The organism is Streptomyces sp. CAU 1734 (genome assembly GCF_039888735.1).
Lineage (GTDB): Bacteria > Actinomycetota > Actinomycetes > Streptomycetales > Streptomycetaceae > Streptomyces.
In genome coordinates, this window is record NZ_JBDQQP010000007.1 from 87,631 (window position 1) to 113,224 (window position 25,594).

The 25,594-nt window shown below is 72.3% G+C and carries 22 protein-coding genes; 2 read left to right on the forward strand and 20 right to left on the reverse strand.

From position 1 onward, the window contains the following. Positions 1–185: 185 nt before the first annotated feature. Positions 186–1,121 (reverse strand): methionyl-tRNA formyltransferase, encoded by a 936-nt coding sequence (fmt, locus tag AAFN69_RS15030; protein ID WP_347728990.1) that lies wholly within the window; start codon positions 1,119–1,121, stop codon positions 186–188. 253 nt (positions 1,122–1,374) lie between these two features. Here fmt and AAFN69_RS15035 point away from each other — a divergent pair, with 253 nt between their 5' ends. After that, positions 1,375–1,917 (forward strand): hypothetical protein, encoded by a 543-nt coding sequence (locus tag AAFN69_RS15035; RefSeq protein WP_347728991.1) that lies wholly within the window; start codon positions 1,375–1,377, stop codon positions 1,915–1,917. Between the two features lie 197 nt (positions 1,918–2,114). Here AAFN69_RS15035 and AAFN69_RS15040 read toward each other — a convergent pair whose 3' ends face one another. The 14 genes from AAFN69_RS15040 to pyrR form a co-directional block, all read right to left on the reverse strand. After that, entirely contained in the window at positions 2,115–4,259 is a 2,145-nt protein-coding gene (locus AAFN69_RS15040) for a primosomal protein N' (protein WP_347728992.1), read from the reverse strand. A gap of 451 nt (positions 4,260–4,710) precedes the next feature. Beyond that, on the reverse strand, positions 4,711–5,931 hold the full coding sequence (metK, locus tag AAFN69_RS15045) for a methionine adenosyltransferase (protein WP_347728993.1): 1,221 nt from the start codon (positions 5,929–5,931) through the stop codon (positions 4,711–4,713). A gap of 295 nt (positions 5,932–6,226) precedes the next feature. Next, positions 6,227–7,450 carry a bifunctional phosphopantothenoylcysteine decarboxylase/phosphopantothenate--cysteine ligase CoaBC gene (gene coaBC, locus AAFN69_RS15050; protein WP_347729275.1) on the reverse strand — a complete coding sequence of 408 codons (1,224 nt, stop codon included), beginning with the start codon at positions 7,448–7,450 and terminating at the stop codon, positions 6,227–6,229. Positions 7,451–7,589: 139 nt separating this feature from the next. Then, positions 7,590–7,862 (reverse strand): DNA-directed RNA polymerase subunit omega, encoded by a 273-nt coding sequence (gene rpoZ / locus AAFN69_RS15055; RefSeq protein WP_005319902.1) that lies wholly within the window; start codon positions 7,860–7,862, stop codon positions 7,590–7,592. Between the two features lie 176 nt (positions 7,863–8,038). Beyond that, the gene (gene gmk / locus AAFN69_RS15060; RefSeq protein WP_347728994.1) at positions 8,039–8,611 is read right to left on the reverse strand and encodes a guanylate kinase; all 573 of its coding nucleotides are present in this window, start codon (positions 8,609–8,611) and stop codon (positions 8,039–8,041) included. A gap of 61 nt (positions 8,612–8,672) precedes the next feature. Then, complete coding sequence (locus tag AAFN69_RS15065) at positions 8,673–8,996, reverse strand: integration host factor (RefSeq protein WP_347728995.1); 324 nt, start codon at positions 8,994–8,996, stop codon at positions 8,673–8,675. Positions 8,997–9,264: 268 nt separating this feature from the next. Next, positions 9,265–10,107: an orotidine-5'-phosphate decarboxylase gene (gene pyrF, locus AAFN69_RS15070; RefSeq protein ID WP_347728996.1), complete on the reverse strand. Its 843-nt coding sequence runs from the start codon at positions 10,105–10,107 to the stop codon at positions 9,265–9,267. Further along, positions 10,104–11,240 (reverse strand): quinone-dependent dihydroorotate dehydrogenase, encoded by a 1,137-nt coding sequence (locus tag AAFN69_RS15075; RefSeq protein WP_347728997.1) that lies wholly within the window; start codon positions 11,238–11,240, stop codon positions 10,104–10,106. The genes pyrF and AAFN69_RS15075 overlap by 4 nt, the downstream gene beginning before the upstream one ends. Positions 11,241–11,307: 67 nt before the next feature. Then, the gene (carB, locus tag AAFN69_RS15080) at positions 11,308–14,616 is read right to left on the reverse strand and encodes a carbamoyl-phosphate synthase large subunit (RefSeq protein ID WP_347728998.1); all 3,309 of its coding nucleotides are present in this window, start codon (positions 14,614–14,616) and stop codon (positions 11,308–11,310) included. Then, positions 14,609–15,757: a glutamine-hydrolyzing carbamoyl-phosphate synthase small subunit gene (carA, locus tag AAFN69_RS15085; protein WP_347728999.1), complete on the reverse strand. Its 1,149-nt coding sequence runs from the start codon at positions 15,755–15,757 to the stop codon at positions 14,609–14,611. The genes carB and carA overlap by 8 nt, the downstream gene beginning before the upstream one ends. After that, on the reverse strand, positions 15,754–16,350 hold the full coding sequence (locus AAFN69_RS15090) for a hypothetical protein (RefSeq protein ID WP_347729000.1): 597 nt from the start codon (positions 16,348–16,350) through the stop codon (positions 15,754–15,756). Before AAFN69_RS15090 ends, carA begins: the two co-directional genes overlap by 4 nt. Further along, a complete protein-coding gene (locus AAFN69_RS15095) occupies positions 16,347–17,633 on the reverse strand; it encodes a dihydroorotase (RefSeq protein WP_347729001.1) in 1,287 nt (428 codons plus the stop codon). The genes AAFN69_RS15090 and AAFN69_RS15095 overlap by 4 nt, the downstream gene beginning before the upstream one ends. Before the next feature lie 2 nt (positions 17,634–17,635). After that, on the reverse strand, positions 17,636–18,619 hold the full coding sequence (locus AAFN69_RS15100; RefSeq protein WP_347729002.1) for an aspartate carbamoyltransferase catalytic subunit: 984 nt from the start codon (positions 18,617–18,619) through the stop codon (positions 17,636–17,638). Positions 18,620–18,768: 149 nt separating this feature from the next. Beyond that, a complete protein-coding gene (gene pyrR, locus AAFN69_RS15105) occupies positions 18,769–19,344 on the reverse strand; it encodes a bifunctional pyr operon transcriptional regulator/uracil phosphoribosyltransferase PyrR (protein WP_347729003.1) in 576 nt (191 codons plus the stop codon). 233 nt (positions 19,345–19,577) lie between these two features. Here pyrR and bldD point away from each other — a divergent pair, with 233 nt between their 5' ends. Beyond that, on the forward strand, positions 19,578–20,078 hold the full coding sequence (gene bldD, locus AAFN69_RS15110) for a transcriptional regulator BldD (RefSeq protein ID WP_019059743.1): 501 nt from the start codon (positions 19,578–19,580) through the stop codon (positions 20,076–20,078). Between the two features lie 343 nt (positions 20,079–20,421). Here bldD and AAFN69_RS15115 read toward each other — a convergent pair whose 3' ends face one another. The 5 genes from AAFN69_RS15115 to AAFN69_RS15135 form a co-directional block, all read right to left on the reverse strand. Next, a complete protein-coding gene (locus AAFN69_RS15115; RefSeq protein WP_347729004.1) occupies positions 20,422–21,798 on the reverse strand; it encodes an MFS transporter in 1,377 nt (458 codons plus the stop codon). A 186-nt stretch (positions 21,799–21,984) separates the two neighbouring features. Further along, positions 21,985–22,413 (reverse strand): transcription antitermination factor NusB, encoded by a 429-nt coding sequence (nusB, locus tag AAFN69_RS15120; RefSeq protein ID WP_347729005.1) that lies wholly within the window; start codon positions 22,411–22,413, stop codon positions 21,985–21,987. 2 nt (positions 22,414–22,415) lie between these two features. Beyond that, positions 22,416–22,982, reverse strand: a complete 567-nt coding sequence (gene efp, locus AAFN69_RS15125) for an elongation factor P (RefSeq protein ID WP_347729006.1) — start codon at positions 22,980–22,982, stop codon at positions 22,416–22,418. A 53-nt stretch (positions 22,983–23,035) separates the two neighbouring features. Further along, positions 23,036–24,142: an aminopeptidase P family protein gene (locus tag AAFN69_RS15130; protein WP_347729007.1), complete on the reverse strand. Its 1,107-nt coding sequence runs from the start codon at positions 24,140–24,142 to the stop codon at positions 23,036–23,038. 444 nt (positions 24,143–24,586) lie between these two features. Beyond that, on the reverse strand, positions 24,587–25,486 hold the full coding sequence (locus AAFN69_RS15135) for an AAA family ATPase (RefSeq protein ID WP_347729008.1): 900 nt from the start codon (positions 25,484–25,486) through the stop codon (positions 24,587–24,589). Positions 25,487–25,594: the final 108 nt, after the last annotated feature.

Below are 25,594 nucleotides of genomic sequence, written 5' to 3' on the forward strand. Positions count from 1 at the left end.
GTCCCTCCGGCCCCGCCGCTCCCCGCACGGCGGTCCGGCCGGGGCGGGGGAGCAGGCGGGCGTACGGGGGCGGTCCGCACCCGGCCCGGGACGGCCGGAACCGGCCCCCTCACCGGGAGCCGGGGACCCGGCGCGGGCGCCGCGCGGCCTCCCCGGCGCGCAACGGGGCCGGTACCGGCCCCGAGCTATCCGCGGGTGCCGAGGTGTTCGCCCGCCGCGATGCGCACCCCGCGCGCCCAGTCCGCGGCGCGCATCGGCTTCTTGCCCTGGGGCTGCACCCAGAGGAGTTCGACGGCGTGCGAGCCGGTGCCGACATGGACGTCGTTCTTGGCCGGGGCGAGCTCGCCGGGGGCCAGGTGACGCTCCGGGGCCGGGCGGACCGCCACCAGCTTCAGGCGCTCGCCGCGGAATTCGGTCCACGCGCCGGGGGCGGGTGTGCAGGCGCGGACGAGACGGTCGACGCGGAGCGCGGGGGCGGCCCAGTCGACCCGGGCGTCCTCCACGGAGATCTTCGGGGCGAGGGTGACCCCCTCGGCCGGCTGCGGCACCGCGTGCAGTGTGCCGTCCTCGATGCCGTCCATGGTGGCGGCGAGCAGCCCCGCGCCGGCGAAGGCGAGCCGGGTGAGCAGATCGCCGCTGGTGTCGGTGGGCCGGACATGCTCCGTGAGCACCCCGTACACCGGGCCCGAGTCCAGGCCCTCCTCGATCAGGAAGGTCGACGCCCCGGTGATCTCGTCACCCGCGAGGACGGCATGCTGCACCGGCGCGGCGCCGCGCCAGGCCGGCAGCAGCGAGAAGTGGAGATTGACCCAGCCCCGGGCGGGGACATTGAGGGCGACCTTGGGCAGCAGCGCGCCATAGGCGACGACCGGGCAGCAGTCGGGGTCGATCTCGCGCAGCCGGGCGAGGAAGTCCTCGTCGCGCGGGCGGGCGGGCTTGAGCACCTCGATGCCGGCCTCCTCGGCACGCTGCGCGACCGGGCTGGCGACCAGGCGCCGTCCCCGTCCGGCGGGTGCGTCGGGGCGGGTGACGACGGCGGCCACCTCGTGGCGGTCCGAGGCGATCAGGGCGTCCAGGGCGGGTACGGCGACCTCGGGGGTGCCGGCGAAGACGAGCTTCATCGGGTGCTGACTGCCTCTCGGGCCGAATGCAGGTGGTGGGACGGGCGAAGCGTGCGATATCCAGCGGCGCACCAGTCTATGGGGGACGCCCCCAGGGGGCGTACGGAAGCCTTCGCGCCCTGCGCATATGCGCTTACGCCCCCAGAAGCGTGACCAGATCGCCGGGTGGCGCGTTGGTCAAGAGAGATTGACCCAAGCAGGCCGCCCGAACGCGGCCCACTCCCTTTCCAACGCCGGTTCGAGAGGCTTCCCAATGGCCGACCACGCAACCCACGACGCCCAAGCCCGGGCCAGTCTGCACTTGTTGGTGCGGGATATCGAGCGGGTCCGCCGACAGGTGGACGCACTGCGCACCCTCACCGCCCAACTGGGCAATGTCTACCGTCCGCGCCGCTCCGGCCCCGCCACCGGCTTCGTCGTCTACGGCAGGGCCCCCGCCCCCACCGTCCGGCTCGCCCAGGAGCTCCGGGACAGTGTCGAGACCCTGGTGACGGCGGCGGTGGACTTCGACCGCTCGCTCGGATTCTCCTGGGACGCGGTCGGTTCCGCGCTCGGGGTCACCAAGCAGGCGGTGCACCGGCGCTACGGCGCGCGCCGGGCGGCGCAGCAGGCGATGCCGGCGGACGAGCCGAGGCACCAGCCCGGCCCCGATCCGGTCCGGCCGATGTCCGGTTCCCCCGTCATGCCGGCGGCGGTGCCCGCGGCGCGGGCGATGCCGCCGCAGCCCGCCATCGGCGGACAGACTCTCCGCGAGGAGGTCCGCCCGAACGCCTTCCCCGGCCCGCGGAACGGTTGACGCCGCCACACCCCGGCCGCCGACGGGCCCGTCCCCCTCCGGGGCCCGTCGGCCGGTGTCCGGTACCGGACACAGCCGTACCCGCCGGGTCCGGCGACCGGGTGACACCGGGCCGGAGCGATACCGCCCCGGTCCGCGACACGGCGCGCGCCCACCCGATACCGATCGATCGGTGTCGGGCCCGGCGGCCCGGCCCGTCAGCCGATGTCCAGCGGGTCGATTCTGATCCGGACCTGGTCCGGGCCACCGCGGGCCAGCCGGGTGGCCTGGGCCGATTTCAACGCGGCGGCGAGGGCCGCGCCGCTGCCCGGCGGCACCCGGAGCAGCACCCGCTCCCAGGTCTCCCCCACCGGCGGGTCCCCCGGCCGGCGCGGCCGGCCGGGCGGGGGCACCGGCAGCGGGACCGGGCCCAGGATCTCCACGTCGTCCGGCAGGCCGGCCGCCGCGACGAACGCGGCCACCACCTCCGCCCGGCCGGTCACCGAGGCCATCCGGGAGACCGGCGGAAAGCCCAGCTCGGCCCGCTCCGCGAGCTCCCGCCGGGCATATCCTGCGGGATCCCAGCGGACCAGGGCCTGCACCGGGCGCTGGGTCGGCTCGGCCACGATCACCACGGTGCCGCCGTCGCGCTGCCCCCGCACCAGCGCGGCGGCGTCCATCCAGCGGCGCAGCGCGTCCTCGCCCGCCCGGAGATCGGGCCTGCCGAGCATCGCCCAGCCGTCGAGCAGCAGGGCCGCCGCATAACCGCCCTCGGCGACGGGCTCGGCGCCCGGGGTGCTCACCACCAGCGCGGGCCGCCCCGGCACCGTGTCCAGCACATGGTCCCGGCCGGAGGTGCGCACCGGAACCGCCGGGAAGGCCCGGCCCAGCTCCTCCGCGGTGCGCCGCGCCCCCACGATCCGGGCCCGCAGCCGGGTGCCCCCGCACTCGGAGCAGTGCCAGCCGGTCGCTCCCCGCCCGCACCAGCGGCAGGTCAGATCGCGCTCGTCGGGCGCCTCCAGCGGCCCGGAGCAGTGCCGGCAGCGCGCGGGGGCCCGGCAGCGCTCACAGGCGAGCCGGGGTGCGTAACCGCGCCGGGGGACCTGGACCAGCACCGGACCGGTGCGCAGGCCCTCCCGGACCGCCTGCCAGGCGATGCTGGGCAGCCGGGCGGCGCGGGCGGCCTCGTCGCGCGCGAGATCCTGGTCGCCGACCGTGCGGACCAGCGGCGCCGCGGCGCGCACCTGGTCCCGGTCCGCGGTCAGCGGGGCCGCCCAGCCGCTCTCCACGAGCTGGGCCGCCTCCACGGTGCAGCCGGTGGAGCCCAGCAGAAAGGCGCACCGGTCGATGGCGGCCCGCAGTTCGAGGACTTCCCGGACATGGGGGAAGGGGGCGCGTTCATCGCTGTGGCTGGAGTCGCCGTCGTCCCAGACCGCGACCAGGCCGAGATCACGGACCGGCGCGAACATCGCGGCCCGGGTGCCGATCACGGCCCGCACCGAGCCCCGGCTCACCGCCAGCCACTCGCGGTACCGCTTCTCCGGGCCGGAGTCGGCGGTGAGCACGGCATGGCGCCCGGCGCCGAGGAGAGCGGTCAGCGCGGCGTCGACCCGGGCGGCGCGGCGGCCGTCCGGGACCACCACGAGGGCACCCCGGCCGGAGGCCAGGGTGGCCGCGACGGCGCGGGCCAGCTCCTCGGGCCAGCCGGGACCCGGCAGCGCGGTCCACACGGCGCGGGGTGCTCCGCCGCCGGCGAGCGCGTCGAGAAAGGCCGGGCCCCGGGCGTACCGCCGCCAGCTCCCGGGCTCGGGCGGCGGCGGGGGCGGCAGGGGCTCCGGGGAGGGCTTGGACTCGGCGCGGCCGTTTCTCGGGGGGATGGCGAGCTGGATCACATCGGCGAGCGATCCGGCGTACCGGTCGGCGACGGCCCGGGTCAGGGCCAGCATCCCCGGGTCGAGGACGCGCTCCGGCGAGACCACATAGGCGAGGGCGGCCAGCGCACCGCCGTAATCCGAGTCGGCGCGCCGCTCGATGAGGAATCCGTCGATCAGCCCGCCGCCCTCGCGGCGCCCGTCGCGCACCCGGTGCGCCCCGGCGCCGAACCGGACCCGGACCCGGACCCCGGGCTGTGCCTCGGCGTCCAGCTCCTCCGGCACCGCGTAGTCGAAGTACTGATCGAGGTGGAGCACGCCTTTGTTGACCAGCACGCGGGCCACCGGGAGCTCCCGGGCCAGCGCCGCCCCCCGCCAGGTGCGGGGCTTCGCCTTGGGCACCTTGGCCCGGCGGACGGTCTCCCTGATCAGCGCAAGCTGCTCGGGCCCGCCGGCGGCGGTCTCCTCTGGCTGCTCGTCGTCGCTGCTCACAGCCAAATTCCTACCAGATGACACTGACATCGCCCGCGGGCCGCCGGAGCACCGGGAACACCACGGGCGCCGTCACCGGCCGCCCCACGCCGGAAGCCGATGGATTCCGGTCACCGGGATCGGATCTCGGCTCACGCGTCTCACCGGCACCACCCCGGCCGGGTCCGAGCTGCCGGGACCACTCTGGCGGATGCCCGGCACCCGGCCCGGACTCATCCCGCGCGATCCGGCCGGGCCTGTTTCCCCCGGATCGCCGATGAGCCGCCGGAGTACGCCTGATCGCCGCGACGGGACGGGCGGGCCGGAGCGCGGATACGCGGTCCGCGCCGGGCCGGATGTCCGGGTGCGGCACCCGCTCGGGGAGTGCGGCGCCGGCGCGCGGAGCGCCCGGGACATGCCGGAGCCCCGGTCCCCGCCGTGTGCGGCGGGGACCGGGGCCCGGACGGAAGATCTAGAGACCGGCCGCCGTGCGGAGCGCGTCCACGCGGTCGGTGCGCTCCCAGGTGAAGTCCGGCAGCTCACGGCCGAAGTGGCCGTACGCCGCGGTCTGGGCATAGATCGGGCGGAGCAGTTCCAGGTCGCGGATGATCGCGGCCGGGCGCAGGTCGAAGACGTCGGAGATCGCCTGCTCGATCTTCTCCACCTCGACGGTGGCGGTGCCGAAGGTCTCCACGAAGAGACCGACCGGCTCGGCCTTGCCGATGGCGTACGCCACCTGCACCTCGCAGCGGGCCGCCAGACCCGCCGCGACCACGTTCTTCGCCACCCAGCGCGTGGCGTACGCCGCGGAGCGGTCGACCTTCGACGGGTCCTTGCCCGAGAAGGCGCCGCCGCCGTGCCGGGCCATGCCGCCATAGGTGTCGATGATGATCTTGCGGCCGGTGAGGCCCGCGTCACCCATCGGACCGCCGATCTCGAAGCGGCCGGTCGGGTTCACCAGCAGGCGGTAGCCCTCGGTGTCGAGCTTGATGCCGTCCTCGACCAGCTGCGCCAGTACGTGCTCCACCACGAACTCGCGGATGTCGGGAGCGAGCAGCGATTCGAGGTCGATGTCCGAGGCGTGCTGCGAGGAGACGACCACGGTGTCCAGGCGGACCGCCTTGTCACCGTCGTACTCGATGGTGACCTGGGTCTTCCCGTCCGGGCGGAGGTAGGGGATGGTGCCGTTCTTCCGGACCTCGCTCAGCCGGCGGGAGAGCCGGTGCGCCAGGTGGATCGGGAGCGGCATCAGCTCGGGCGTCTCGTCGCAGGCGTAGCCGAACATCAGGCCCTGGTCGCCGGCGCCCTGCTTGTCCAGCTCGTCGTCTTCACCGGACGCGGCACCCTCGACCCGCTTCTCGTAGGCGGTGTCGACTCCCTGGGCGATGTCCGGGGACTGCGCCCCGATGGAGACCGAGACGCCGCAGGAGGCCCCGTCGAAACCCTTCTTCGACGAGTCGTACCCGATTTCGAGGATCTTGTTGCGCACGAGGGTGGGGATGTCGGCGTAAGCCTTGGTGGTCACCTCACCGGCGACATGCACCAGGCCGGTGGTGATCAAGGTCTCCACGGCGACCCGGGAGGCCGGGTCCTCGCGCAGAAGCGCATCGAGAATGGTGTCGCTGATCTGGTCGGCGATCTTGTCGGGGTGACCCTCGGTCACGGACTCCGAGGTGAAGAGACGGCGGGACACATCGCTCCCTGGGGTTGCAGCGGCTGCTGGCTGATCATTGGCGGACCGGCAGGGGGCTGCGCCCCGCGACGTTCCATGACCAGTTTATCCGTCACCCTCCGGCGGCGAACCACCCGTCTCGCTCCGTGGGAGATCGGCGGGAGCGCTCCCACCTGCGGCCGAAGGGTTTCGAGAAGGACATTAGGCCGAAAATGACGGGCGGAATGCGGGCTCCGCCCCTGTTTCACCCATCCGCCCCCACTCGCTCCCCCGGCACCGGATCCCGGCCATCCGGCGGCCGTCCGTCACGGAGAATTCACGGAAGCCGGAGTGTCACGAGATCCCACACCGTGTCCGCCAGGGCCTCCTTGGGACCGTACGGCACGGGTGTCTCGGCCCCGTCCGAGGCCAGGATCACGGCCTCGTTCGCTTCCGAGCCGAAGGTTTTCCGCTCGCCCACCTCATTGACGACCAGCAGGTCGCAGCCTTTGCGCCGGAGCTTGTCCCGGCCGTTGGCGAGGACGTCGTCGGTCTCAGCGGCGAAGCCGACGATCACCTGGCCGGCCCGCGGCCGTTCGGCCGAGATCTCCGCCAGGATGTCGGGGTTGCGGACCAGCACAATGGGCGCCGGCTCCTGTCCGTCCTTCTTCTTGATTTTGCCGGTGGCGTAATCAGACGGTCGGAAGTCGGCCACCGCAGCGGCCATAACGACCGCATCAGCGTCCCCAGCGGCCTCGATCACGGCCGTTCTGAGCTGTTTTGCCGTTTCCACCCGGACTACATCGACGCCCGCGGGATCCGGCAGGGAGGCGTTCGCCGTGACGAGTGTCACCCTCGCACCGCGCGCCGCGGCGGTGCGGGCAAGCGCGTACCCCTGCTTTCCGGAGGACCGGTTGCCGAGATAGCGGACCGGGTCGAGCGGTTCTCGAGTGCCGCCCGCGCTGACCACGACATGGCGTCCGGTGAGATCCGGCTCCGCGGCACCCCGGGCGAGGATCCGGCGGCACACCTCGAAGATCTCGGCGGGGTCGGGGAGCCGCCCCTTTCCGGTGTCGGCTCCGGTGAGCCGGCCGCTGGCGGGCTCGATCACCACGGCGCCACGGCTACGGAGCGTGGCCACATTGGCGCGGGTGGCGGGGTGCTCCCACATCTCGGTGTGCATCGCGGGGGCGAAGACCACCGGGCAGCGCGCGGTGAGGAGGGTGTTGGTCAGCAGATCGGGGGCGAGACCGTGGGCGGCCCGGGCCAGCAGATCGGCGGTGGCGGGGGCGACGACCACCAGATCGGCGCTCTGGCCGATCCGTACATGGGGCACCTCGTGGACATCGGACCAGACCTCGGAGGCGACCGGATGCCCGGAGAGCGCGGACCAGGTGGCGGCGCCGACGAAATTCAGGGCCGAGGCGGTCGGGACGACCCGGACGTCATGGCCCGATTCGGTGAGTCTGCGCAGCAGCTCGCATGCCTTGTACGCGGCGATGCCGCCGCTGACGCCGAGTACGACCCTGGGCTTGCCCCCGCCGTCCGCCGCACCCGCCACCGTCTCTCCCGTCTCCACCGCGTCCACCGTCGTCTCTCCCCGCACTCGTGTCACTCCGCCGGCCGGCTCTCTCCCCTATGACACACCACAGGCCCGGCGGACGGACCGCCGGGCCTGGGATGGGAAACGTACCGCTGGACTACTGGGCCGGGCCCTCGATGGCCTCGGAGGTCAGCAGACCGGCGTTGATCTCCCGCAGGGCGATCGACAGCGGCTTCTCGTGGACATGGGTGTCAACGAGCGGGCCGACGTACTCCAGCAGGCCCTCACCGAGCTGGGAGTAGTACGCGTTGATCTGACGCGCGCGCTTCGCCGCGTAGATCACCAGGCTGTACTTCGAGTCCGTGGCCTCGAGCAGCTCGTCGATCGGCGGGTTGATGATGCCCTCGGGCGCAGTGATGGAAGAGGACACGCTCTACCTTCCGGAGAATGGAAAAAGATCGAACAGTGCGCGGCTCCGGGGACAGACCCGGAGCACCCGGGAGGTTGCTCCCCGATACCGACACGGCCGTACGACCTGCGTGGTCGTACCGGCACTGTCGTACCGCAATATTCTTGCCGCAGCGGTTGTGCCGCAAGATCCAGGGTTCAGTCCCCGGAAGACACCAACATCAAGGCTAGCAGCTCACGGGCGACATCCTCGACGGAGGTGTTGACCAGGGTGGTGTCGAACTCCGCCTCGGCGGCGAGTTCGACCTTGGCGGCGGCCAGCCGGCGTTCGATCACCTCGGCCGATTCGGTGCCCCGCCCGGTGAGGCGGCGGACCAGCTCGTCCCAGCTCGGCGGGGCGAGAAAGACCAGCTGGGAGTCCGCCATCGACTCCTTGACCTGCCGGGCACCCTGGAGATCAATCTCCAGCAGCACAGGCACACCCGACTCCAGGTGCTCCAGTACCGCGCCCCGGGGCGTGCCGTACCGGTTGCCCGCGAATTCCGCCCATTCCAACAGCTCGCCATTGGCGATCAGCTTGTCGAATTCATCGTCCGAGACGAAGAAGTACTGAACGCCGTGGCGCTCGCCGGGTCGGGGTTTTCTTGTCGTGGCCGACACCGAGAGCCATGCCTCGGGGTGGACCTTGCGCATATGCGCGACGACCGTGCTCTTGCCGACCCCTGAGGGGCCGGAGAGCACGGTCAGCCGCGGACGTACCTCTGCTGCCATGCAGCGATTATCCAGCTTCCCGGGGGTGCCCGGGAACGTCGGGCGGCCTTGCCGCCGGACTTCAGGCGGCCTTGCCGCCGAACTCGCGCTCCAGGGACGCGATCTGGTTGGAGCCGAGACCGCGCACCCGGCGGCTCTCGGAAATGCCGAGCCGCTCCATGATCTGCTTGGCACGGACCTTGCCCACGCCGGGCAGGGACTCAAGGAGGGCGGAGACCTTCATCTTGCCGATGACGTCGTTCTCCTGACCCTGCTTGATGACCTCCTGAAGGGAGGCGCCGGAGTGCTTCAGTCGATTCTTGACCTCGGCCCGCTCCCGGCGAGCCGCGGCGGCCTTTTCGAGCGCGGCTGCGCGCTGTTCAGGGGTAAGGGGCGGAAGAGCCACGCCTACGTCACCTCGGATGTCGAACTGTCGGATACGGACCGGTGAGGAACCTAGTCGCCCCACACCAGGGGAGCAACGAGCAACGCTCGTACACATTCGCTGCGCGTTCGCTCTTCGACGGAGACTAGCGGCCATCACCGCTTCAGTCAGCGAGAACAGACGAAAAGTCCTGGTCAGCATCTGCTCACCAGGACTTTTCAGACAAAACAGTCGGGATTTTCGTCAAGTTTGCGTCAAGCGGGGAGGGGCACCTGATTCCCGGGGCGGGTCAGCCCCCCGAAACAGCGGCTCTGACCTCGTCCGCGAACCGCTCCGCCGCACTCCGCAGCGCCGCCGGGTCCGGTCCCAGGCGCAGTACGCCCCGGCTGACGCTCGGCACCACATTGCCGACCGAGGCGCCGAAAACCTGCGGCAGATCCGCCGGCGTGGCGCCCTGCGCGCCGATGCCGGGGGCGAGCAGCGGGCCGTTGACTGCGAGATCGGCACCCGCGTCGGCCAGGGTCGCCCCGACCACCGCGCCGGCCGAGCCGAGCGGCGTGGCGCCGGCGTTCTCCTCGGCCAGATGGCCGAGCATCACCTGGGCGAGGGAGCGTCCGTCGGCGGCGGTGGCGCGCTGGACCTCGGCACCCTCCGGGTTGGAGGTGAGCGCGAGGACGAAGACTCCGCAGCCGGAGGCGGCGGCCAGGTCCAGGGCCGGGCGGAGGGAGCCGAAGCCGAGGTACGGGGAGACCGTCACCGCGTCCGAGAAGAGCGGCGACCGCGGGTCCAGATAGGTGGCGGCGTAGGCGGCCATCGTGGAGCCGATGTCACCGCGCTTGGCGTCCATCAGCACCAGCGCACCGGCCTCGCGGGCCTCGGCGACGGCCCTCTCCAGGACGGCGACGCCGCGCGAGCCGAACCGCTCGAAGAACGCGGACTGCGGCTTGAGCACGGCGACCTCGCCGGCCAGCGCCTCGACGACGGTGCGGGTGAACCGCTCCAGGCCCGCGACATCGTCGTTCAGTCCCCAGTCGGCCAGCAGGGAGGCATGCGGGTCGATGCCGACACAGAGCGGGCCGCGGGTGTCCATGGCGGCCCGCAGCCGGGCGCCGAAGGGGGTCGGGCTGCTCATGCGGCGGCCTGCTTTCCGTCGGTGCCGGTGCCGGGGGCGTCCGCGCGGACACCTGCGCCGACGGCCTCGGCGAGGGTGGCGTACGGGCTGTTCGCGAGCCGTGCGGCGAGTCCCCTGTGGATCGCCCGGCTCCAGAACGGGCCCTCGTAGACGAAGGCGCTGTATCCCTGGACCAGGGTGGCCCCGGCGAGGATGCGCTGCCAGGCGTCCTCGGCGGTCTCGATGCCGCCGACACCCACCAGGGTGATGCGGTCCCCCACCCGGGCGTACAGCCGGCTCAGCACGGCGAGGGAGCGCTCCTTGAGGGGCGCCCCGGAGAGTCCGCCGGTCTCCTCCGTCAGCTCGGGGCCGGAGCGGAGTCCGTCCCGGCCGATGGTGGTGTTGGTGGCGATGATGCCGTCCAGGCCCAGCTCCACGGCGAGGTCGGCGACGGCGTCGATGTCCGCGTCGGCCAGATCGGGGGCGATCTTGACCAGCAGCGGGACCCGGCGGCCGGTGACGCTGCGGTCGGCGGCCTCGCGGACGGCGGTGAGCAGCGGGCGCAGCGATTCGGTGGCCTGGAGGTTGCGCAGCCCGGGCGTGTTGGGCGAGGAGACGTTGACCACGAGGTAGTCGGCGTGGCGGGCGAGCCGCTCGGTCGAGGTGACGTAGTCGGCCGCGGCTTCACTCTCGGGGACGATCTTGGTCTTGCCGATGTTGACGCCGACGACGGTCCGGAACGCGGCCCGGCGTTCGGCCAGCCGCTGGGCGACGGCGGCGGAGCCCTCGTTGTTGAAGCCCATGCGGTTGATCAGCGCCCGGTCGGCGACGAGCCGGAAGAGCCGCTGCTTCGGGTTGCCGGGCTGGGCCAGTGCGGTGACGGTGCCGATCTCGACATGGTCGAAGCCGAGCATGGCGAGCCCGTCGATCCCGGTGGCGTTCTTGTCGAAGCCGGCGGCGAGCCCGAAGGGGCCGTGCATCCGCAGCCCGAAGGCCTCGGTCCGCAGTTCCCGGTGGCGGGGCGCGAGCGCGGCGGCCACGAAGGTGCGGAGCACGGGGACGGACGCGGTGCGCCGGATCCAGCCGAAGGCCAGGTGGTGGGCGCGCTCCGGGTCCATCCGCTTGAAGAGGAGGTTGAAGAAGAGCTTGTACATGCGTGGGGTCCTCGGGGGCCTCATGGGAGGGGGGACACCGTTTCCGGTGTCCCCCCTGGTCCAGTCACTAGTCGCGGGCGGCGGTCAGATGGCGGGCGTGTTCCTGGAGGGAACGGACGCCGACATCGCCCCGGCCGAGCGCGTCGATGCCCTGGACGGCGGCGGCGAGCGCCTGGACGGTGGTCAGACAGGGTACGGAGCGGGCGACCGCGGCCGTACGGATGTCGTAGCCGTCGAGCCGGCCGCCGGTGCCGTACGGCGTGTTGACGATGAGGTCGACCTCGCCGTCGTGGATGAGCTGGACGATCGTCCGCTCGCCGTTCGGGCCCTCGCCCTCGCTCTGCTTGCGCACCACGGTGGCGTTGATGCCGTTGCGCTTGAGGACCTCGGCGGTGCCGGAGGTGGCCATCAGCTCGAAGCCGTGGGCGACCAGCTCGCGCGCCGGGAAGATCATCGAGCGCTTGTCGCGGTTGGCGACGGAGATGAAGGCGCGGCCACTGGTGGGCAGCGGGCCGTACGCGCCCGCCTGCGACTTGGCGTACGCCGTGCCGAAGAGGGAGTCGATGCCCATGACCTCGCCGGTGGAGCGCATCTCCGGGCCGAGGATGGTGTCCACCCCGCGGCCGTGGATGTCGCGGAAGCGCGACCACGGCATCACGGCCTCCTTGACGGAGATCGGGGCGTCCAGCGGGAGGGTGCCGCCGTCGCCGGAGCCGGGCAGCAGGCCCTCGGCCCGCAGTTCCGCGACAGTGGCGCCGAGCGAGATCCGGGCGGCGGCCTTCGCCAGCGGCACGGCGGTCGCCTTGGAGGTGAAGGGCACGGTCCGGGAGGCGCGCGGGTTGGCTTCGAGGACGTAGAGGATGTCCCCGGCCAGCGCGAACTGGATGTTGATCAGTCCGCGGACGCCCACACCGCGGGCGATGGCCTCGGTGGAGATCCGCAGCCGCTTGATGTCGTGCGCGCCGAGGGTGATCGGGGGCAGGGCGCAGGCCGAGTCGCCGGAGTGGATGCCGGCCTCCTCGATGTGCTCCATGACGCCGCCGAGGTAGAGCTCGGTGCCGTCGTAGAGGGCGTCGACGTCGATCTCGATGGCGTCGTCGAGGAAGCGGTCGACCAGGACCGGCCGGGTGGGGCTGATCTCGGTGGACTCGGCGATGTAGGACTCCAGCCGGGCCTCCTCGTACACGATCTCCATACCGCGTCCGCCGAGGACGTAGGAGGGGCGCACGAGGACGGGGTAGCCGATCTCGTCGGCGATGGCCTTGGCCTCGTCGAAGGTGGTGGCGGTGCCGTGCTTGGGGGCGGGGAGTCCGGCCTCCTTGAGGACGCGGCCGAAGGCGCCGCGGTCCTCGGCGGCGTGAATGGCCTCCGGCGGGGTGCCGACGACCGGGACGCCGTTGTCCTTCAGGGCCTGGGCGAGACCGAGCGGGGTCTGGCCGCCGAGCTGGACGATGACTCCGGCGATCGGGCCGGCCAGCGATTCGGCGTGCACGATCTCCAGGACGTCCTCCAGGGTGAGCGGCTCGAAGTAGAGCCGGTCGGAGGTGTCGTAGTCGGTGGAGACGGTCTCGGGGTTGCAGTTGACCATCACGGTCTCGTAGCCGGCGTCGCTGAGCGCGAAGGAGGCGTGGACACAGGAGTAGTCGAATTCGATGCCCTGGCCGATGCGGTTGGGGCCCGAGCCGAGGATGATCACGGCGGGCTTCTCGCGCGGGGCGACCTCGCTCTCCTCGTCGTACGAGGAGTAGAAGTACGGGGTCCGCGCGGCGAACTCGGCGGCGCAGGTGTCGACGGTCTTGTAGACCGGGCGGATGCCGAGCGCGTGCCGGACCTCCCGGACGACGTCCTCGCGCAGTCCGCGGATGTCCGCGATCTGGGCGTCGGAGAAGCCGTGGCGCTTGGCCTCGGCGAGGAGCTCGGGGTGGAGCTTGTCGGCGGCGGCCAGCTCGTCCGCGTACTCCTTGATCAGGAAGAGCTGGTCCACGAACCAGGGGTCGATCCGGGTGGCGTCGAAGACCTCCTCCGGCGTGGCTCCGGCGCGGATGGCGGCCATCACGGTGTTGATGCGGCCGTCGGTGGGGCGGACGGATTCGCGCAGCAGCCCGGCCTTGTCGCCGACCGGGGAGACGAAGTCGAACTGGCTGCCCTTCTTCTCCAGGGAGCGCAGGGCCTTCTGGAGCGCCTCGGTGAAGTTGCGGCCGATCGCCATGGCCTCGCCCACCGACTTCATGGTGGTGGTGAGGGTGGCGTCGGCGGAGGGGAACTTCTCGAAGGCGAAGCGCGGGGCCTTGACGACGACATAGTCGAGGGTCGGCTCGAAGGAGGCCGGGGTCTTCTCGGTGATGTCGTTGGGGATCTCGTCCAGCGTGTAGCCGACGGCGAGCTTGGCCGCGATCTTGGCGATCGGGAAGCCGGTGGCCTTGGAGGCGAGCGCCGAGGAGCGGGAGACGCGGGGGTTCATCTCGATGACGATGATCCGGCCGTCGGCGGGGTCGATGGCGAACTGGATGTTGCAGCCGCCGGTGTCGACGCCGACCTCGCGGATGATGGCGATGCCGATGTCGCGGAGCCGCTGGTACTCACGGTCGGTGAGGGTCATCGCGGGGGCGACGGTGATGGAGTCGCCGGTGTGGACGCCCATGGGGTCGAAGTTCTCGATGGAGCAGACGACCACGACATTGTCGTGCTTGTCGCGCATCAGCTCCAGCTCGTACTCCTTCCAGCCGAGGATGGACTCCTCCAGGAGGACCTCGGTGGTGGGCGAGAGGGTCAGGCCCTGGCCGGCGATCCGGCGGAGCTCGTCCTCGTCGTGGGCGAAGCCGGAGCCGGCGCCGCCCATGGTGAAGGAGGGGCGGACGACGACGGGGTAGCCGCCGAGGGTGTCGACGCCGGCGATGACGTCGTCCATGGAGTGGCAGATGACCGAGCGGGCGGACTCGCCGTGGCCGATCTTCTCCCGCACCGCGTCGACGACGCCCTTGAAGAGATCGCGGTCCTCGCCCTTGTTGATCGCCTCGACATTGGCGCCGATCAGCTCGACGCCGTACTTCTCCAGCACACCCTGCTCGTGCATGGAGATGGCGGTGTTGAGCGCGGTCTGGCCGCCGAGGGTGGGCAGCAGCGCGTCGGGGCGCTCCTTGGCGATGATCTTCTCGACGAACTCGGGGGTGATCGGCTCGACGTAGGTGGCGTCGGCGATCTCCGGGTCGGTCATGATCGTGGCCGGGTTGGAGTTGACCAGGATGACGCGCAGGCCCTCGGCCTTGAGGACGCGGCAGGCCTGGGTGCCGGAGTAGTCGAATTCGGCGGCCTGACCGATGACGATCGGGCCGGATCCGATGACCAGGACGGACTGGATGTCGGTGCGCTTAGGCACGCTGGCCCTCCATCAGGGTGACGAAACGATCGAAGAGGTACGCGGCGTCGTGCGGGCCCGCGGCGGCTTCGGGGTGGTACTGGACGCTGAAGGCGGGCCGGTCGAGCAGCCGGAGTCCTTCCACCACGTTGTCGTTGAGACAGACGTGGGAGACCTCGGCGCGGCCGTAGGGGGTGTCGGAGACCTTGTCGAGCGGGGCGTCGACGGCGAATCCGTGGTTGTGGGCGGTGACCTCGACCTTGCCGGTGGAGCGGTCCTGGACGGGCTGGTTGATGCCCCGGTGGCCGTACTTCAGCTTGTAGGTGCCGAAGCCGAGCGCGCGGCCGAGGAGCTGGTTGCCGAAGCAGATCCCGAAGAGCGGGGTGCCGCGCTCCAGGACGGCCCTGACGGTGGTGAGGTCGGCGGTGGCGGGGTCGCCGGGGCCGTTGGAGAGGAAGACTCCGTCGGGTGCGACGGCGTAGACGTCATCGGCGGTGGCCGTGGCGGGCAGGACGTGCACCTCGATGCCGCGTTCGGCCATCCGGTGCGGGGTCATGCCCTTGATGCCGAGGTCGATGGCGGCGACGGTGAAGCGCTTGGTGCCGATCGCGGGGACCACATAGGTCTCGGCGGTGGCGACCTCGGCGGAGAGGTCGGCGCCGGTCATCGGGGGCGCGTCCTGGACGCGGGCGAGCAGGGCGCGCTCGCCGGCCTCCAGCGCGGGGCCGGAGAAGATGCCGACGCGCATGGCGCCGCGCTCGCGGAGGTGGCGGGTGAGGGCGCGGGTGTCGATGCCGCTGATGCCGACGACGCCCTGGGTGGTGAGCTCCTCGTCCAGGGAGCGCCGGGAGCGCCAGTTGGAGGGGACCCGGGCGGGGTCGCGCACGACATAGCCGGCGACCCAGATGCGCCTCGACTCGTCGTCCTCGTCGTTGACGCCGGTGTTGCCCACGTGGGGGGCGGTCATGACGACCACCTGGCGGTGGTAGGAGGGGTCGGTCAGGGTCTCCTGGTAGCCGGTCATACCGGTGTTGAACACGGCTTCGCCGAAGGTCTCCCCCACGGCCCCGTAGGCACGGCCGCGGAAGGTGCGGCCGTCCTCCAGGACGAGTACGGCGGGAGCCGGAGCCTGCTTCCGGTCTCCCCGGGTGGAGGTGGTCATCGTGCGCCTTCCGTCGTGGTGATCTGGTCCTGCGTGGTGGTGGGCACCGCGTTGTTGACGGCGGTGACCCAGTCGTTGTGGCCGGCCGCGGTGTCGGAGCGGAAGCCGGAGTCGATCAGGGTGCCGCCGTGTTCCCAGGTGAGGACGAGGAGTCCGCCCTCGGCGAGGACCTTTCCGGCGATGCCCTTGTCGAGCCTGGCCTCGCGCAGCGCGGCGGCGGGGATGAAGAAGTCGGCCGCGCCGGGGCGCTCGACCCGCACGCCCTCGGCGGTGAGGGTGAGCTCGGCCCGGCTGCGCACGCCGAGGCCGTGGGCCACGATCCGGTCGAGCCAGTGCCCGGCGGTGGTGGAGCCGTGGTAGCGGCCGGTCATCGCGAGCAGCGGCTCGCCCGGTGCCTCCGGGGCCTGCGGGAGCTCCGGCAGCCCCGACTGGAGCCCGGCGCGCCACTTCCAGCCCTGGCGCATCAGCCAGTAGACGAGGGCGATGAAGAGGAGCAGCCCGACGACCCAGCCGATGCGGGCGGCCCAGTCGGTCACCTCGGCGGACTTCTTCTCCGCTGCGAGCTGGACTGCGATATGGGTGAGAGATGTCACGCGAGTTTCCCGTCGACGACCGTTGCCCGGCCCCGCAGGAAGGTGTGGGTGACGCGTCCCGGCAGCTCACGGCCCTCGTAGGGGGTGTTGCGGCTGCGGGAGGCGAAGCCCGCGGGGTCCACCGCTCCACGGTATGCCGGATCCACCAGCGTGAGGTTGGCGGGCTCACCCGGCGAGACCGGACGGCCGTGTCCGGCGAGCCGGCCGATGACCGCCGGGCGGAAGGACATGCGGTCGGCGACGCCCGCCCAGTCGAGGAGTCCGGTGTCGACCATCGTCTGCTGGACGACGGAGAGCGCGGTCTCCAGGCCCACCATGCCCATGGCGGCGGCGCCCCACTCGCAGTCCTTGTCCTCGTGGGGGTGCGGGGCGTGGTCGGTGGCGACGCAGTCGATGGTGCCGTCGGCGAGCGCCTCGCGCAGGGCCAGTACGTCGGCCTCGGTGCGGAGCGGCGGGTTCACCTTGTAGACGGGGTTGTAGCTGCGCACCAGCTCGTCGGTGAGGAGCAGGTGGTGCGGGGTGACCTCGGCGGTGACGTCCCAGCCCTTGGACTTGGCCCAGCGGATGATCTCGACGGAGCCGGCGGTGGAGAGGTGGCAGATGTGCACCCGGGAGCCGACATGGGCGGCGAGCAGCACATCGCGGGCGATGATCGACTCCTCGGCGACGGCGGGCCAGCCGGCCAGGCCGAGCTCGGCGGAGACGACGCCCTCGTTCATCTGGGCGCCCTCGGTGAGCCGGGGCTCCTGGGCGTGCTGGGCGATGACGCCGTCGAACGCCTTCACGTACTCCAGGGCGCGCCGCATGATCACCGCGTCGTCCACGCACTTGCCGTCGTCGGAGAAGACCTTCACCCCGGCGGCGGAGTCGTGCATGGCGCCGAGCTCGGCGAGCTGCTTGCCCTCCAGGCCGACGGTGACCGCGCCGACGGGCTGGACGTCGCAGTAGCCGGACTCCCGGCCGAGGCGCCAGACCTGCTCGACCACACCGGCGGTGTCGGCGACCGGGAAGGTGTTGGCCATGGCGTGGACGGCGGTGTATCCGCCGACGGCGGCGGCGCGGGTGCCGGTGAGGACGGTCTCGGAGTCCTCGCGGCCGGGCTCGCGCAGATGGGTGTGGAGGTCGACGAGGCCGGGCAGCAGGATCTTCCCGGCCGCCTCGATCACGGTCGCGTCGCCGGCCTCGATGGCGGGGCCGACCTCGGCGATGGTCTCGCCGTCGATCAGGACGTGCTGCGGTTCGCCGCCCAGCACCTGCGCGCCGCGGATCAGGATCTTGCTCATGGTTACTTGTTCTCCTCGGTGCGCGACGGGGCGGCGGCGGCTGACTCATTGCCGCCGAGCAGCAGATACAGGACGGCCATGCGGATGGAGACGCCGTTGGCGACCTGCTCGACGACCGTGCAGCGGTCGGAGTCGGCGACCTCGGCGGTGATCTCCATGCCGCGGTTCATCGGGCCGGGGTGCATGACGATGGCGTGCTCGGGCATCTTGGCCATGCGGTCGCCGTCGAGTCCGTAACGGCGTGAGTACTCGCGCTCGGTGGGGAAGAAGGCGTCCTTCATCCGCTCGCGCTGCACCCGGAGCATCATCACCGCGTCGGACTTGGGCAGTACCGCGTCGAGGTCGTAGCTGACCTCGCAGGGCCAGCTCCCGACGCCGACCGGGACCAGGGTGGGCGGGGCGACCAGGGTGACCTCGGCGCCGAGGGTGTGGAGCAGCAGCACATTGGAGCGGGCCACCCGGCTGTGGAGCACATCGCCGACGACGGTGATCCGGCGCCCGGCGAGGTCGCGGCCGAGGCCGGCGTCCCGGCCGACGAGGCGGCGGCGCATGGTGAAGGCGTCGAGCAGGGCCTGGGTGGGGTGCTCGTGGGTGCCGTCACCGGCGTTGACGACGGCGCCGTCGATCCAGCCGGAGTTGGCCAGCCGGTAGGGGGCGCCGGAGGCGTGGTGGCGGATGACGACGGCGTCCGCGCCCATCGCCTCCAGGGTCAGCGCGGTGTCCTTGAGGGATTCGCCCTTGGAGACCGAGGAGCCCTTGGCGGAGAAGTTGATGACATCGGCGGAGAGCCGCTTGGCGGCGGCCTCGAAGGAGATCCGGGTGCGGGTCGAGTCCTCGAAGAAGAGGTTGACGACGGTACGGCCGCGGAGGGTGGGCAGCTTCTTGATCGGCCGGTCGGCGACGCGGGCCATTTCCTCGGCGGTGTCGAGGATGAGGACGGCGTCGTCACGGGTGAGATCGGCGGCCGAGATGAGGTGATGCTTCATCGGAGGGCTCCGGTGGGGTGGTGGGCGAGGGCTCGCGTGGTCGGCCGGCGCCGTCCGGTCGGGGCGGCGGGCGGCGCGGTCGCACGGGGGGCATGCGGGCGCACGGGACGTGCGGGCGCGTCCGTGCGGGAGGGGCGTGCGGGCGGGTGCTACCGCTCGGCGGCCGGGGCGCTCTCGCGCACCCCGAGCAGCACGGTGTCGCGGCCGTCCTCCTCGGCGAGCTGCACCTTGACCGTCTCGCGCAGCGAGGTGGGCAGGTTCTTGCCCACGTAGTCGGCGCGGATGGGCAGCTCGCGGTGGCCCCGGTCGACCAGGACGGCGAGCTGTACGGCGCGGGGGCGGCCGATGTCGCCGAGGGCGTCGAGCGCGGCGCGGATGGTGCGGCCGGAGAAGAGGACGTCGTCCACCAGGACGACGAGCCGGCCGTCGATGCCCTCGCCGGGGATCTCGGTGCGGCCGATCGCGCGGGCGGGCCGCAGCCGCAGATCGTCGCGGTACATGGTGATGTCGAGGGCGCCGACCGGAATGGTCCGGCCGGTGATCTCCTGGAGCTTCCCGGCGAGCCTGCGGGCGAGAAAGACGCCGCGGGTGGGAATGCCGAGGAGGACCACGTCGTCGGCGCCCTTGGCGCGTTCGACGATCTCGTGGGCGATGCGGGTCAGTACCCGCGCGATGTCGGGCGCCTCGAGCACGGGGCGGGCCACATCGGAGCTCTGCGTGTCCATATGAAACGGACCTCCTTCTCCGCCTCACGGGACGGACCTTAAAGGACGTCGGATTTGCGCCACCCACCGTACCAGGGCCCCGCCGGGCCGCGACTCCGGACCCCTGACACAATTCCCGGCAACGGAACGGTCCGGATCATGACAACAGACCGTCCGGACCCATTCGGCTTGACGCATCCAAGTAACTCTGCGTAACCTCACAGTGAGTTACCAGACTTCGTCCGGGGAGCTATATGTCCAGCGAATACGCAAAGCAGCTCGGGGCCAAGCTCCGCGCCATCCGCACCCAGCAGGGGCTGTCCCTCCACGGCGTGGAAGAGAAGTCCCAGGGCCGCTGGAAGGCCGTGGTGGTCGGTTCGTACGAGCGCGGCGACCGTGCCGTGACCGTGCAGCGCCTGGCCGAGCTGGCGGATTTCTACGGCGTTCCGGTGCAGGAGCTGCTTCCGGGCACCACGCCGGGCGGTGCCGCCGAGCCGCCGCCGAAGCTCGTTCTGGATCTGGAGCGGCTGGCCCATGTCCCGGCCGAGAAGGCGGGCCCGCTCCAGCGGTACGCCGCCACGATCCAGTCCCAGCGCGGTGACTACAACGGCAAGGTGCTGTCGATCCGCCAGGACGACCTGCGCACCCTGGCCGTGATCTACGACCAGTCGCCCTCGGTGCTGACCGAGCAGCTGATCAGCTGGGGTGTGCTGGACGCGGACGCGCGCCGCGCCGTCAGCCACGAGGAGAACTGAGCCCGTTCACGGGCCGGGTCACCCCTCGGGAGATGCGTCACACGCCCGGGGGAGCCTGAGGAGAAACGTCACGCCCGGGGGCGGGCCCGGAGTGCCGGGTCCGCCTTCAGGTGTCATGCGACCGCGCCGGTACCGGCCGGTGGCCGGGACCGGCGCGTACGGGCGCTCGAGCCGCGGACCGGCGCGTACGGGACCGGTCCGCCGGCGGACCGGCGCGTACGGGTGCCCAGCCACCGCGGGCCGGGACGTACGGCGCCTCCGGCGGTCACCCGCCGCAGGCGGGCTCCCGGCAGGCCCGGGAGCACCGGTGGACCCTCTTTCACGCGGCTGAGCGGCCCCGGCGTCACTCGGCTCGCCCGGCAACCGGGACCGCGGCGTCCCGCAGGGCCCGCAGCCGGTCCTCGGTGAGGTCGTAGCGGGCCAGCAGGGGCAGGCTGATCAGCAGCAGCAAGGCGGGCAGCGCGCCGAAGCCGATGACGATGGCCGTCAGCGCGGAATCGGGCTGGACCACCCGCTCGGCCCCATCGGACGAGATGAATCCGCCGAGGGCCAGCAGCAGCCCGAGAAGCCCGGGCCCGATCGCCATGCCCAGAGTCTCCCCCGCCGCCCAGACCCCGGTGAAGACCCCGGCCCTGCGCCGCCCGGAGAGATGGGCGTCGGCCGCCACCGTGTCCCCCATCATCGCCAGCGGCAGCATCTGCATCCCGGCGTACCCCACCCCCGCGAGGGCCACGGCCGCGTACACCCCCGCCTCCGGCAGTGCACGGGCGAAGGCGAGCGCGGAAGTGCCCGCCAGGAAGAAGGCGGAGGCGCCGAGCGCCGCGCGTTTCTTGCCCAGCCGCCGCCCGGACGCCGTCCACAGCGGCATCGCGAGCAGCGAGGGAACGATCAGACAGGCGAAGAGCACGGTGGTGGCGCTCGGGCGCTCCAGCACATGGGTCGCGAAGTACTGCACCCCCGCCAGCATCAGCCCGGTGGCGAGCGACTGCACGGTGTTGGCGGCGAGGAGCACGCCGAAGGACCGGTTGCCGCGGACCGCCCGCAGCAGGGCGCCCGGGCCGGCCTCGCGGGCGGTCCTCACCACGACGGGGCTGCGCGCGGTGGCCAGCAGCACACTGACCATCCCGGCGGCGATGAGCACCGCGACGACCACACCCATCAGCCGGTAGCCGCCCCGGGTGCCGGCCGTGCCGTCGCCCGCCCCGGTGAGCATCGGCGCGAGGACACCGGAGAGCAGGATCGCGGCGCCGAGGAAGACCACCCGCCAGGAGCTGATCCGGGCGCGTTCGTCGGGCTCGGCGGTGAGTTCCGCGGCGAGCGCCACATAGGGGACCTGGAAGCAGGCGTAGCCGACGGCGGAGAGCAGGAAGAGCAGGGCCACATAACCCGCTGCCCAGCCGCCGCCCAGTCCCGGCGGTGCGGCGAAGATGCCGGCGAAACAGAGCGGCAGCAGGACCGCGCCGGAGACCATCCAGGGGCGGCGGGGGCCCCAGCGGTGGACGGTGCGGTCCGAGAGGCCGCCTATCCACGGATTGAGCAGCAGATCCCACGCCTTGGGCAGGAAGACGAGCAGCCCGGCCACTCCGGCCGCGACCCCCAGGACATCGGTGAGGTAGTAGAGCAGCAGGAGCCCGGGAACGGTGGTGAAGGTGCCGGTGCTGATGGAGCCCAGCGCGTATCCGATGCGGACCCGGGAGGACAGCGCGTGGGTATCGGGCATGGGGGGCATGCTGGATCAGTCCCCGGACGCACACCAGGCCCGAAGCGGACTTTCGTTCGCTTCGGGCCCGGTACGGCCGGTTGTCGCCGTCGGTGACGCCCGGCGGATGCGGCGGAGCGCCGTCAGGGCCTCTCGTCCGGATCCCGCCGGGGCTCGCATGCCCCGGCCCGATCCGGACGAACGGCCCTACGCGCGGCGCAGACTCGGCTTGAGCTCCTTGAAGCGGCCGAGCAGGCCGTTCACGAATGCGGGCGAGTCGTCGGTGGAGAATTCCTTCGCCAGCTCCACCGCCTCGTCGATCGCCACCGCGTCGGGGGTGCCATCGGCCCAGACCAGCTCATAGGCACCGAGCCGGATGATGTTCCGGTCGACGACCGGCATCCGGTCGAGATCCCAGCCCTCGGCATAGGTGGCGATCAGCTCGTCGATGCGGGTCGCGTAACCGGCGTACCCCTCGACCAGCTCCATCGTGAACTCGGAGACCGGGGGCTGCCGGGTGTCGGTCCGTGCGTGCCGGATCCAGTCGGCGAGCACCGTCTGCACGGACGCCCCGCGCTGATCGGCCTCGAAGAGAATCTGGAAGGCGCGCTTACGGGCCTTGTTGCGAGCGGCCACGGTTAGCTGTTCACCCGGCTGAGGTAGTCACCGGAGCGGGTGTCGACCTTGATCTTCTCACCGGTGGTGATGAAGAGCGGGACCTGGACGGTGAAACCGGTCTCCAGGGTGGCGGGCTTGGTGCCACCGGTGGAGCGGTCGCCCTGGACGCCGGGCTCGGTCTCCTGGATGACCAGCTCGACGGCGGCCGGCAGCTCGACGTAGAGCACCTCGCCCTCGTGCGTGGCCACGGTCGCCTTGAAGCCCTCGATGAGGAAGTTCGCCGAGTCGCCGACGGCGGCGCGCGAAACATGCAGCTGGTCGTAGGTCTGCATGTCCATGAAGACGAAGTACTCGCCGTCCATGTACGAGAACTCCATGTCGCGGCGGTCGACGGTGGCCGTCTCGACCTTCACGCCGGCGTTGAACGTCTTGTCGACGATCTTGCCGGAGAGCACGTTCCTGAGCTTGGTGCGCACAAACGCCGGGCCCTTGCCGGGCTTGACGTGCTGGAACTCGACGACGGACCACAGCTGGTCGTTGTCGAGCTTGAGCACCATGCCGTTCTTGAGGTCGTTCGTGGAAGCCACGGTTGCGGAATCTCCTGGACTGACGCGGTGGACGACCGGGCACTGCCGTGCGCTCAGAGCGCGAGCAGTTCCTTGGTCGTGATGGTGAGTAGCTCGGGGCCGCCGTCCGCCTCCTGGCGGACGACGAGCGTGTCATCGATCCGGACCCCGCCCCGGCCCGGGAGGTGGACCCCCGGTTCGACGGTGACCGGCACGCAAGCGTCCAGTTTACCCATGGCCGCCGGGGCCAACTGCGGGTCCTCTTCGATTTCGAGCCCCACACCGTGCCCGGTGTGGGCCGCGAGACCCTCACCATGGCCCGCCGCGGTCAGAATCTGACGCGCGGCGAAGTCGATGTCACGGTAGGCCGCACCGGGCACAAGAGCCTCACGCGCTCCCCGCTGAGCGGCGAAGACGAGGTCGTACAGCTCGATCTGCCAGTCCGCGGGACTGGTCCCGATGACAAAGGTCCGGCCGATCTCACAGCGGTAGCCGCGGTAGTCGGCTCCCACCTGGACACAGAGGAAATCGCCCTCCTCGACACGCCGGTCGGTGGGCCGGTGACCGGGACGGCCGGAATTGGGTCCGGTCGCGACGGAGGTGGGGAAGGCGGGCCCCTCGGCGCCGTGGTCGATGAGGCGGCGCTCCAGCTCCAGGGCGAGATGCCGCTCGGTCCGGCCGACCAGAATCGATTCGAGGAGTTCCCCGAGGGCCTGATCGGTGATCTCGGCGGCGATGCGGAGGCAGGCGATCTCCTCCTCGTCCTTGACGACCCGCTGCTGCTCCACGGCGAGGGAGAGATCGGCGAGACGCAGCCGGGGCGCGACGGAGCGGATGGCGCGGTGCCGGGCGACGGCGAGATGGTGCTCCTCGATGGCGAGCGAGGTCACGCCGGCGGCCCGTGCCAGCTCGGTCGCCGCGACGGCCGGATCGCCGGAGGCGCTGGGCAGGACGGCGAGGCGGAGCTGTTCGTCGGGGCGGCCCTCGGCGGAGTCGCCGGTGGGGGCGACGGGGCAGAGCAGCACGTCCTCGGCGGGTCCGAGGAGGAGTACGGCGCCGGGAGGCGCGCCGCCGGCGAGATAGCGCACATTGGCGGGCCGCGAGACGAGGGCCCCGGTACTGCCGGTGGCGGCGCACCGCTCACGCAGCCGGCCGCGGCGGACCGCATACACCTCAGACATGCGTCCACCGTACGAGCGGCCCCGGGGAACGGCCCGGCCAGCGCGTCCGACCGGGGGTCCCGGAAGCGGGCGCCGACACGTGCACGGCCGTCGCACGGCCGGGAGGTGCGGGCCCGGCCGCGTACGGCGGGGGCGCGGAAGCGGGCACCGTCCGTCGCACGCGCCGACAGGTGCCGGCCGGCCGCGTACGGCGGGGGCGCGGAAATGCCCTCCGGCGGGGGTGGGAGCCGTCGGCGGGCGGGCCGCCCGGTGCCCGGAGACCCGCTCGACGGGGATACGGGCGGGGCCGCGCGGCCCGGCGCCTCGGGGCCGCGGAGTGTCACCGGCCCGCGGCTGGTCCCGGGTGCCGCGGCCGGTCGGGAGGGACCGCGGCGAGGGAGACGGGGACGGTGCCGGAGGGCGCGGCGGTACGCGCTTGCGGGCACCGCGGCCCAGAAGCGCGTGTTACCAGCTCGGGGGGCTGGCGATGGCGCGGGCCAGGGCGTCGTCCAGGACTCGGGCGGTGGTCTCGACGTCGTAACCGGAATTGTCGATGATCGGCAGGCCCGATCCATACCAGCCGGCCATCCGGCCGTGGATGGTGGCGACCTCCTCGTCGGAGAGCCGGCGGTTGCCGCGCCGCTGGGCATTGCGCTCCAGGACGGTGTCCAGTCCGGGCAGGAGGACGACGGGGAGCAGCCCGGGGCCGACATGGCGCTTCCAGCCGCCGAGGCCCACGACGGGGCGGTCCGGGAAGACGGCGTCGTCGAGGATGCAGGAGATGCCGTTCGCCAGGAAATTGCGGGCGGCGAAGCCGCAGGTGCGGCGGGCGAGGCGGTACTGGGCCTCGGAGTGGTCGTTCCATCCGGACTGGGGGTCCGCGAAACCGGAGCGGACCCACTCGCGGACGTCGTCCAGACTGATGTGGGCGGTGGCGGCCCGGCGCCGGCCGGCCCAGTGGCGCGCCACCGTGGTCTTGCCCGCGCCGGCGGGGCCGATCAGCAGCACGGCGAGGGTGGCGGCGCCGGTGCCGCCGGTGCCGGGGGCGGGTATGGGGAGCGGGACGGGGGCGCCCGGCGGGAGCCGCACATGCCCGGTGGCCCCGGCTCCGTCGGGCCGGGGAGGCGCCGCCGGGGCGGGCGGTCCGGGCGGGAGCGGAGGACCGGGCGGCGCGGACGCCGGTGGTATGGGCGGGGGCCCGGGCGGCGGGCCCTGCGGCGGATGCGGGGGCGGGCCGGCCGGGGGCGGCGGGCCCGGGTGCGCACCCGGCGGCGGGCCGGGGTGCCGGGCGCCGGGCGCCCATCCGGCCGGTCCCTGCCCCGCTTCCCGGGGCGGCGGGAGCGGAGCCCCACCTGCGTACTGCATCCCGTGCCACTCCGTCTCGTACAGCCGCCGCGCGGCGGGCGGCTGGGCTCTTCTGCCGTCGAACGGTACCCGCGGCCGCGACCCGCGGCCTGCTCAATCCCCGGTCCT

Excerpts from the sequence above, each read along its gene's own strand:
- AAFN69_RS15095 (WP_347729001.1), bottom strand. The coding sequence starts at position 17,633 with ATGAGCAAGATCCTGATCCGCGGCGCGCAGGTGCTGGGCGGCGAACCG.
- AAFN69_RS15035 (WP_347728991.1), top strand. The coding sequence starts at position 1,375 with ATGGCCGACCACGCAACCCACGACGCCCAAGCCCGGGCCAGTCTGCAC.
- gmk (WP_347728994.1), bottom strand. The coding sequence starts at position 8,611 with ATGGCAGCAGAGGTACGTCCGCGGCTGACCGTGCTCTCCGGCCCCTCA.
- bldD (WP_019059743.1), top strand. The coding sequence starts at position 19,578 with ATGTCCAGCGAATACGCAAAGCAGCTCGGGGCCAAGCTCCGCGCCATC.
- AAFN69_RS15115 (WP_347729004.1), bottom strand. The coding sequence starts at position 21,798 with ATGCCCGATACCCACGCGCTGTCCTCCCGGGTCCGCATCGGATACGCG.
- AAFN69_RS15130 (WP_347729007.1), bottom strand. The coding sequence starts at position 24,142 with ATGTCTGAGGTGTATGCGGTCCGCCGCGGCCGGCTGCGTGAGCGGTGC.
- carA (WP_347728999.1), bottom strand. The coding sequence starts at position 15,757 with ATGACCACCTCCACCCGGGGAGACCGGAAGCAGGCTCCGGCTCCCGCC.
- pyrF (WP_347728996.1), bottom strand. The coding sequence starts at position 10,107 with ATGAGCAGCCCGACCCCCTTCGGCGCCCGGCTGCGGGCCGCCATGGAC.
- fmt (WP_347728990.1), bottom strand. The coding sequence starts at position 1,121 with ATGAAGCTCGTCTTCGCCGGCACCCCCGAGGTCGCCGTACCCGCCCTG.
- AAFN69_RS15075 (WP_347728997.1), bottom strand. The coding sequence starts at position 11,240 with ATGTACAAGCTCTTCTTCAACCTCCTCTTCAAGCGGATGGACCCGGAG.
- AAFN69_RS15100 (WP_347729002.1), bottom strand. The coding sequence starts at position 18,619 with ATGAAGCATCACCTCATCTCGGCCGCCGATCTCACCCGTGACGACGCC.
- AAFN69_RS15135 (WP_347729008.1), bottom strand. The coding sequence starts at position 25,486 with ATGCAGTACGCAGGTGGGGCTCCGCTCCCGCCGCCCCGGGAAGCGGGG.
- pyrR (WP_347729003.1), bottom strand. The coding sequence starts at position 19,344 with ATGGACACGCAGAGCTCCGATGTGGCCCGCCCCGTGCTCGAGGCGCCC.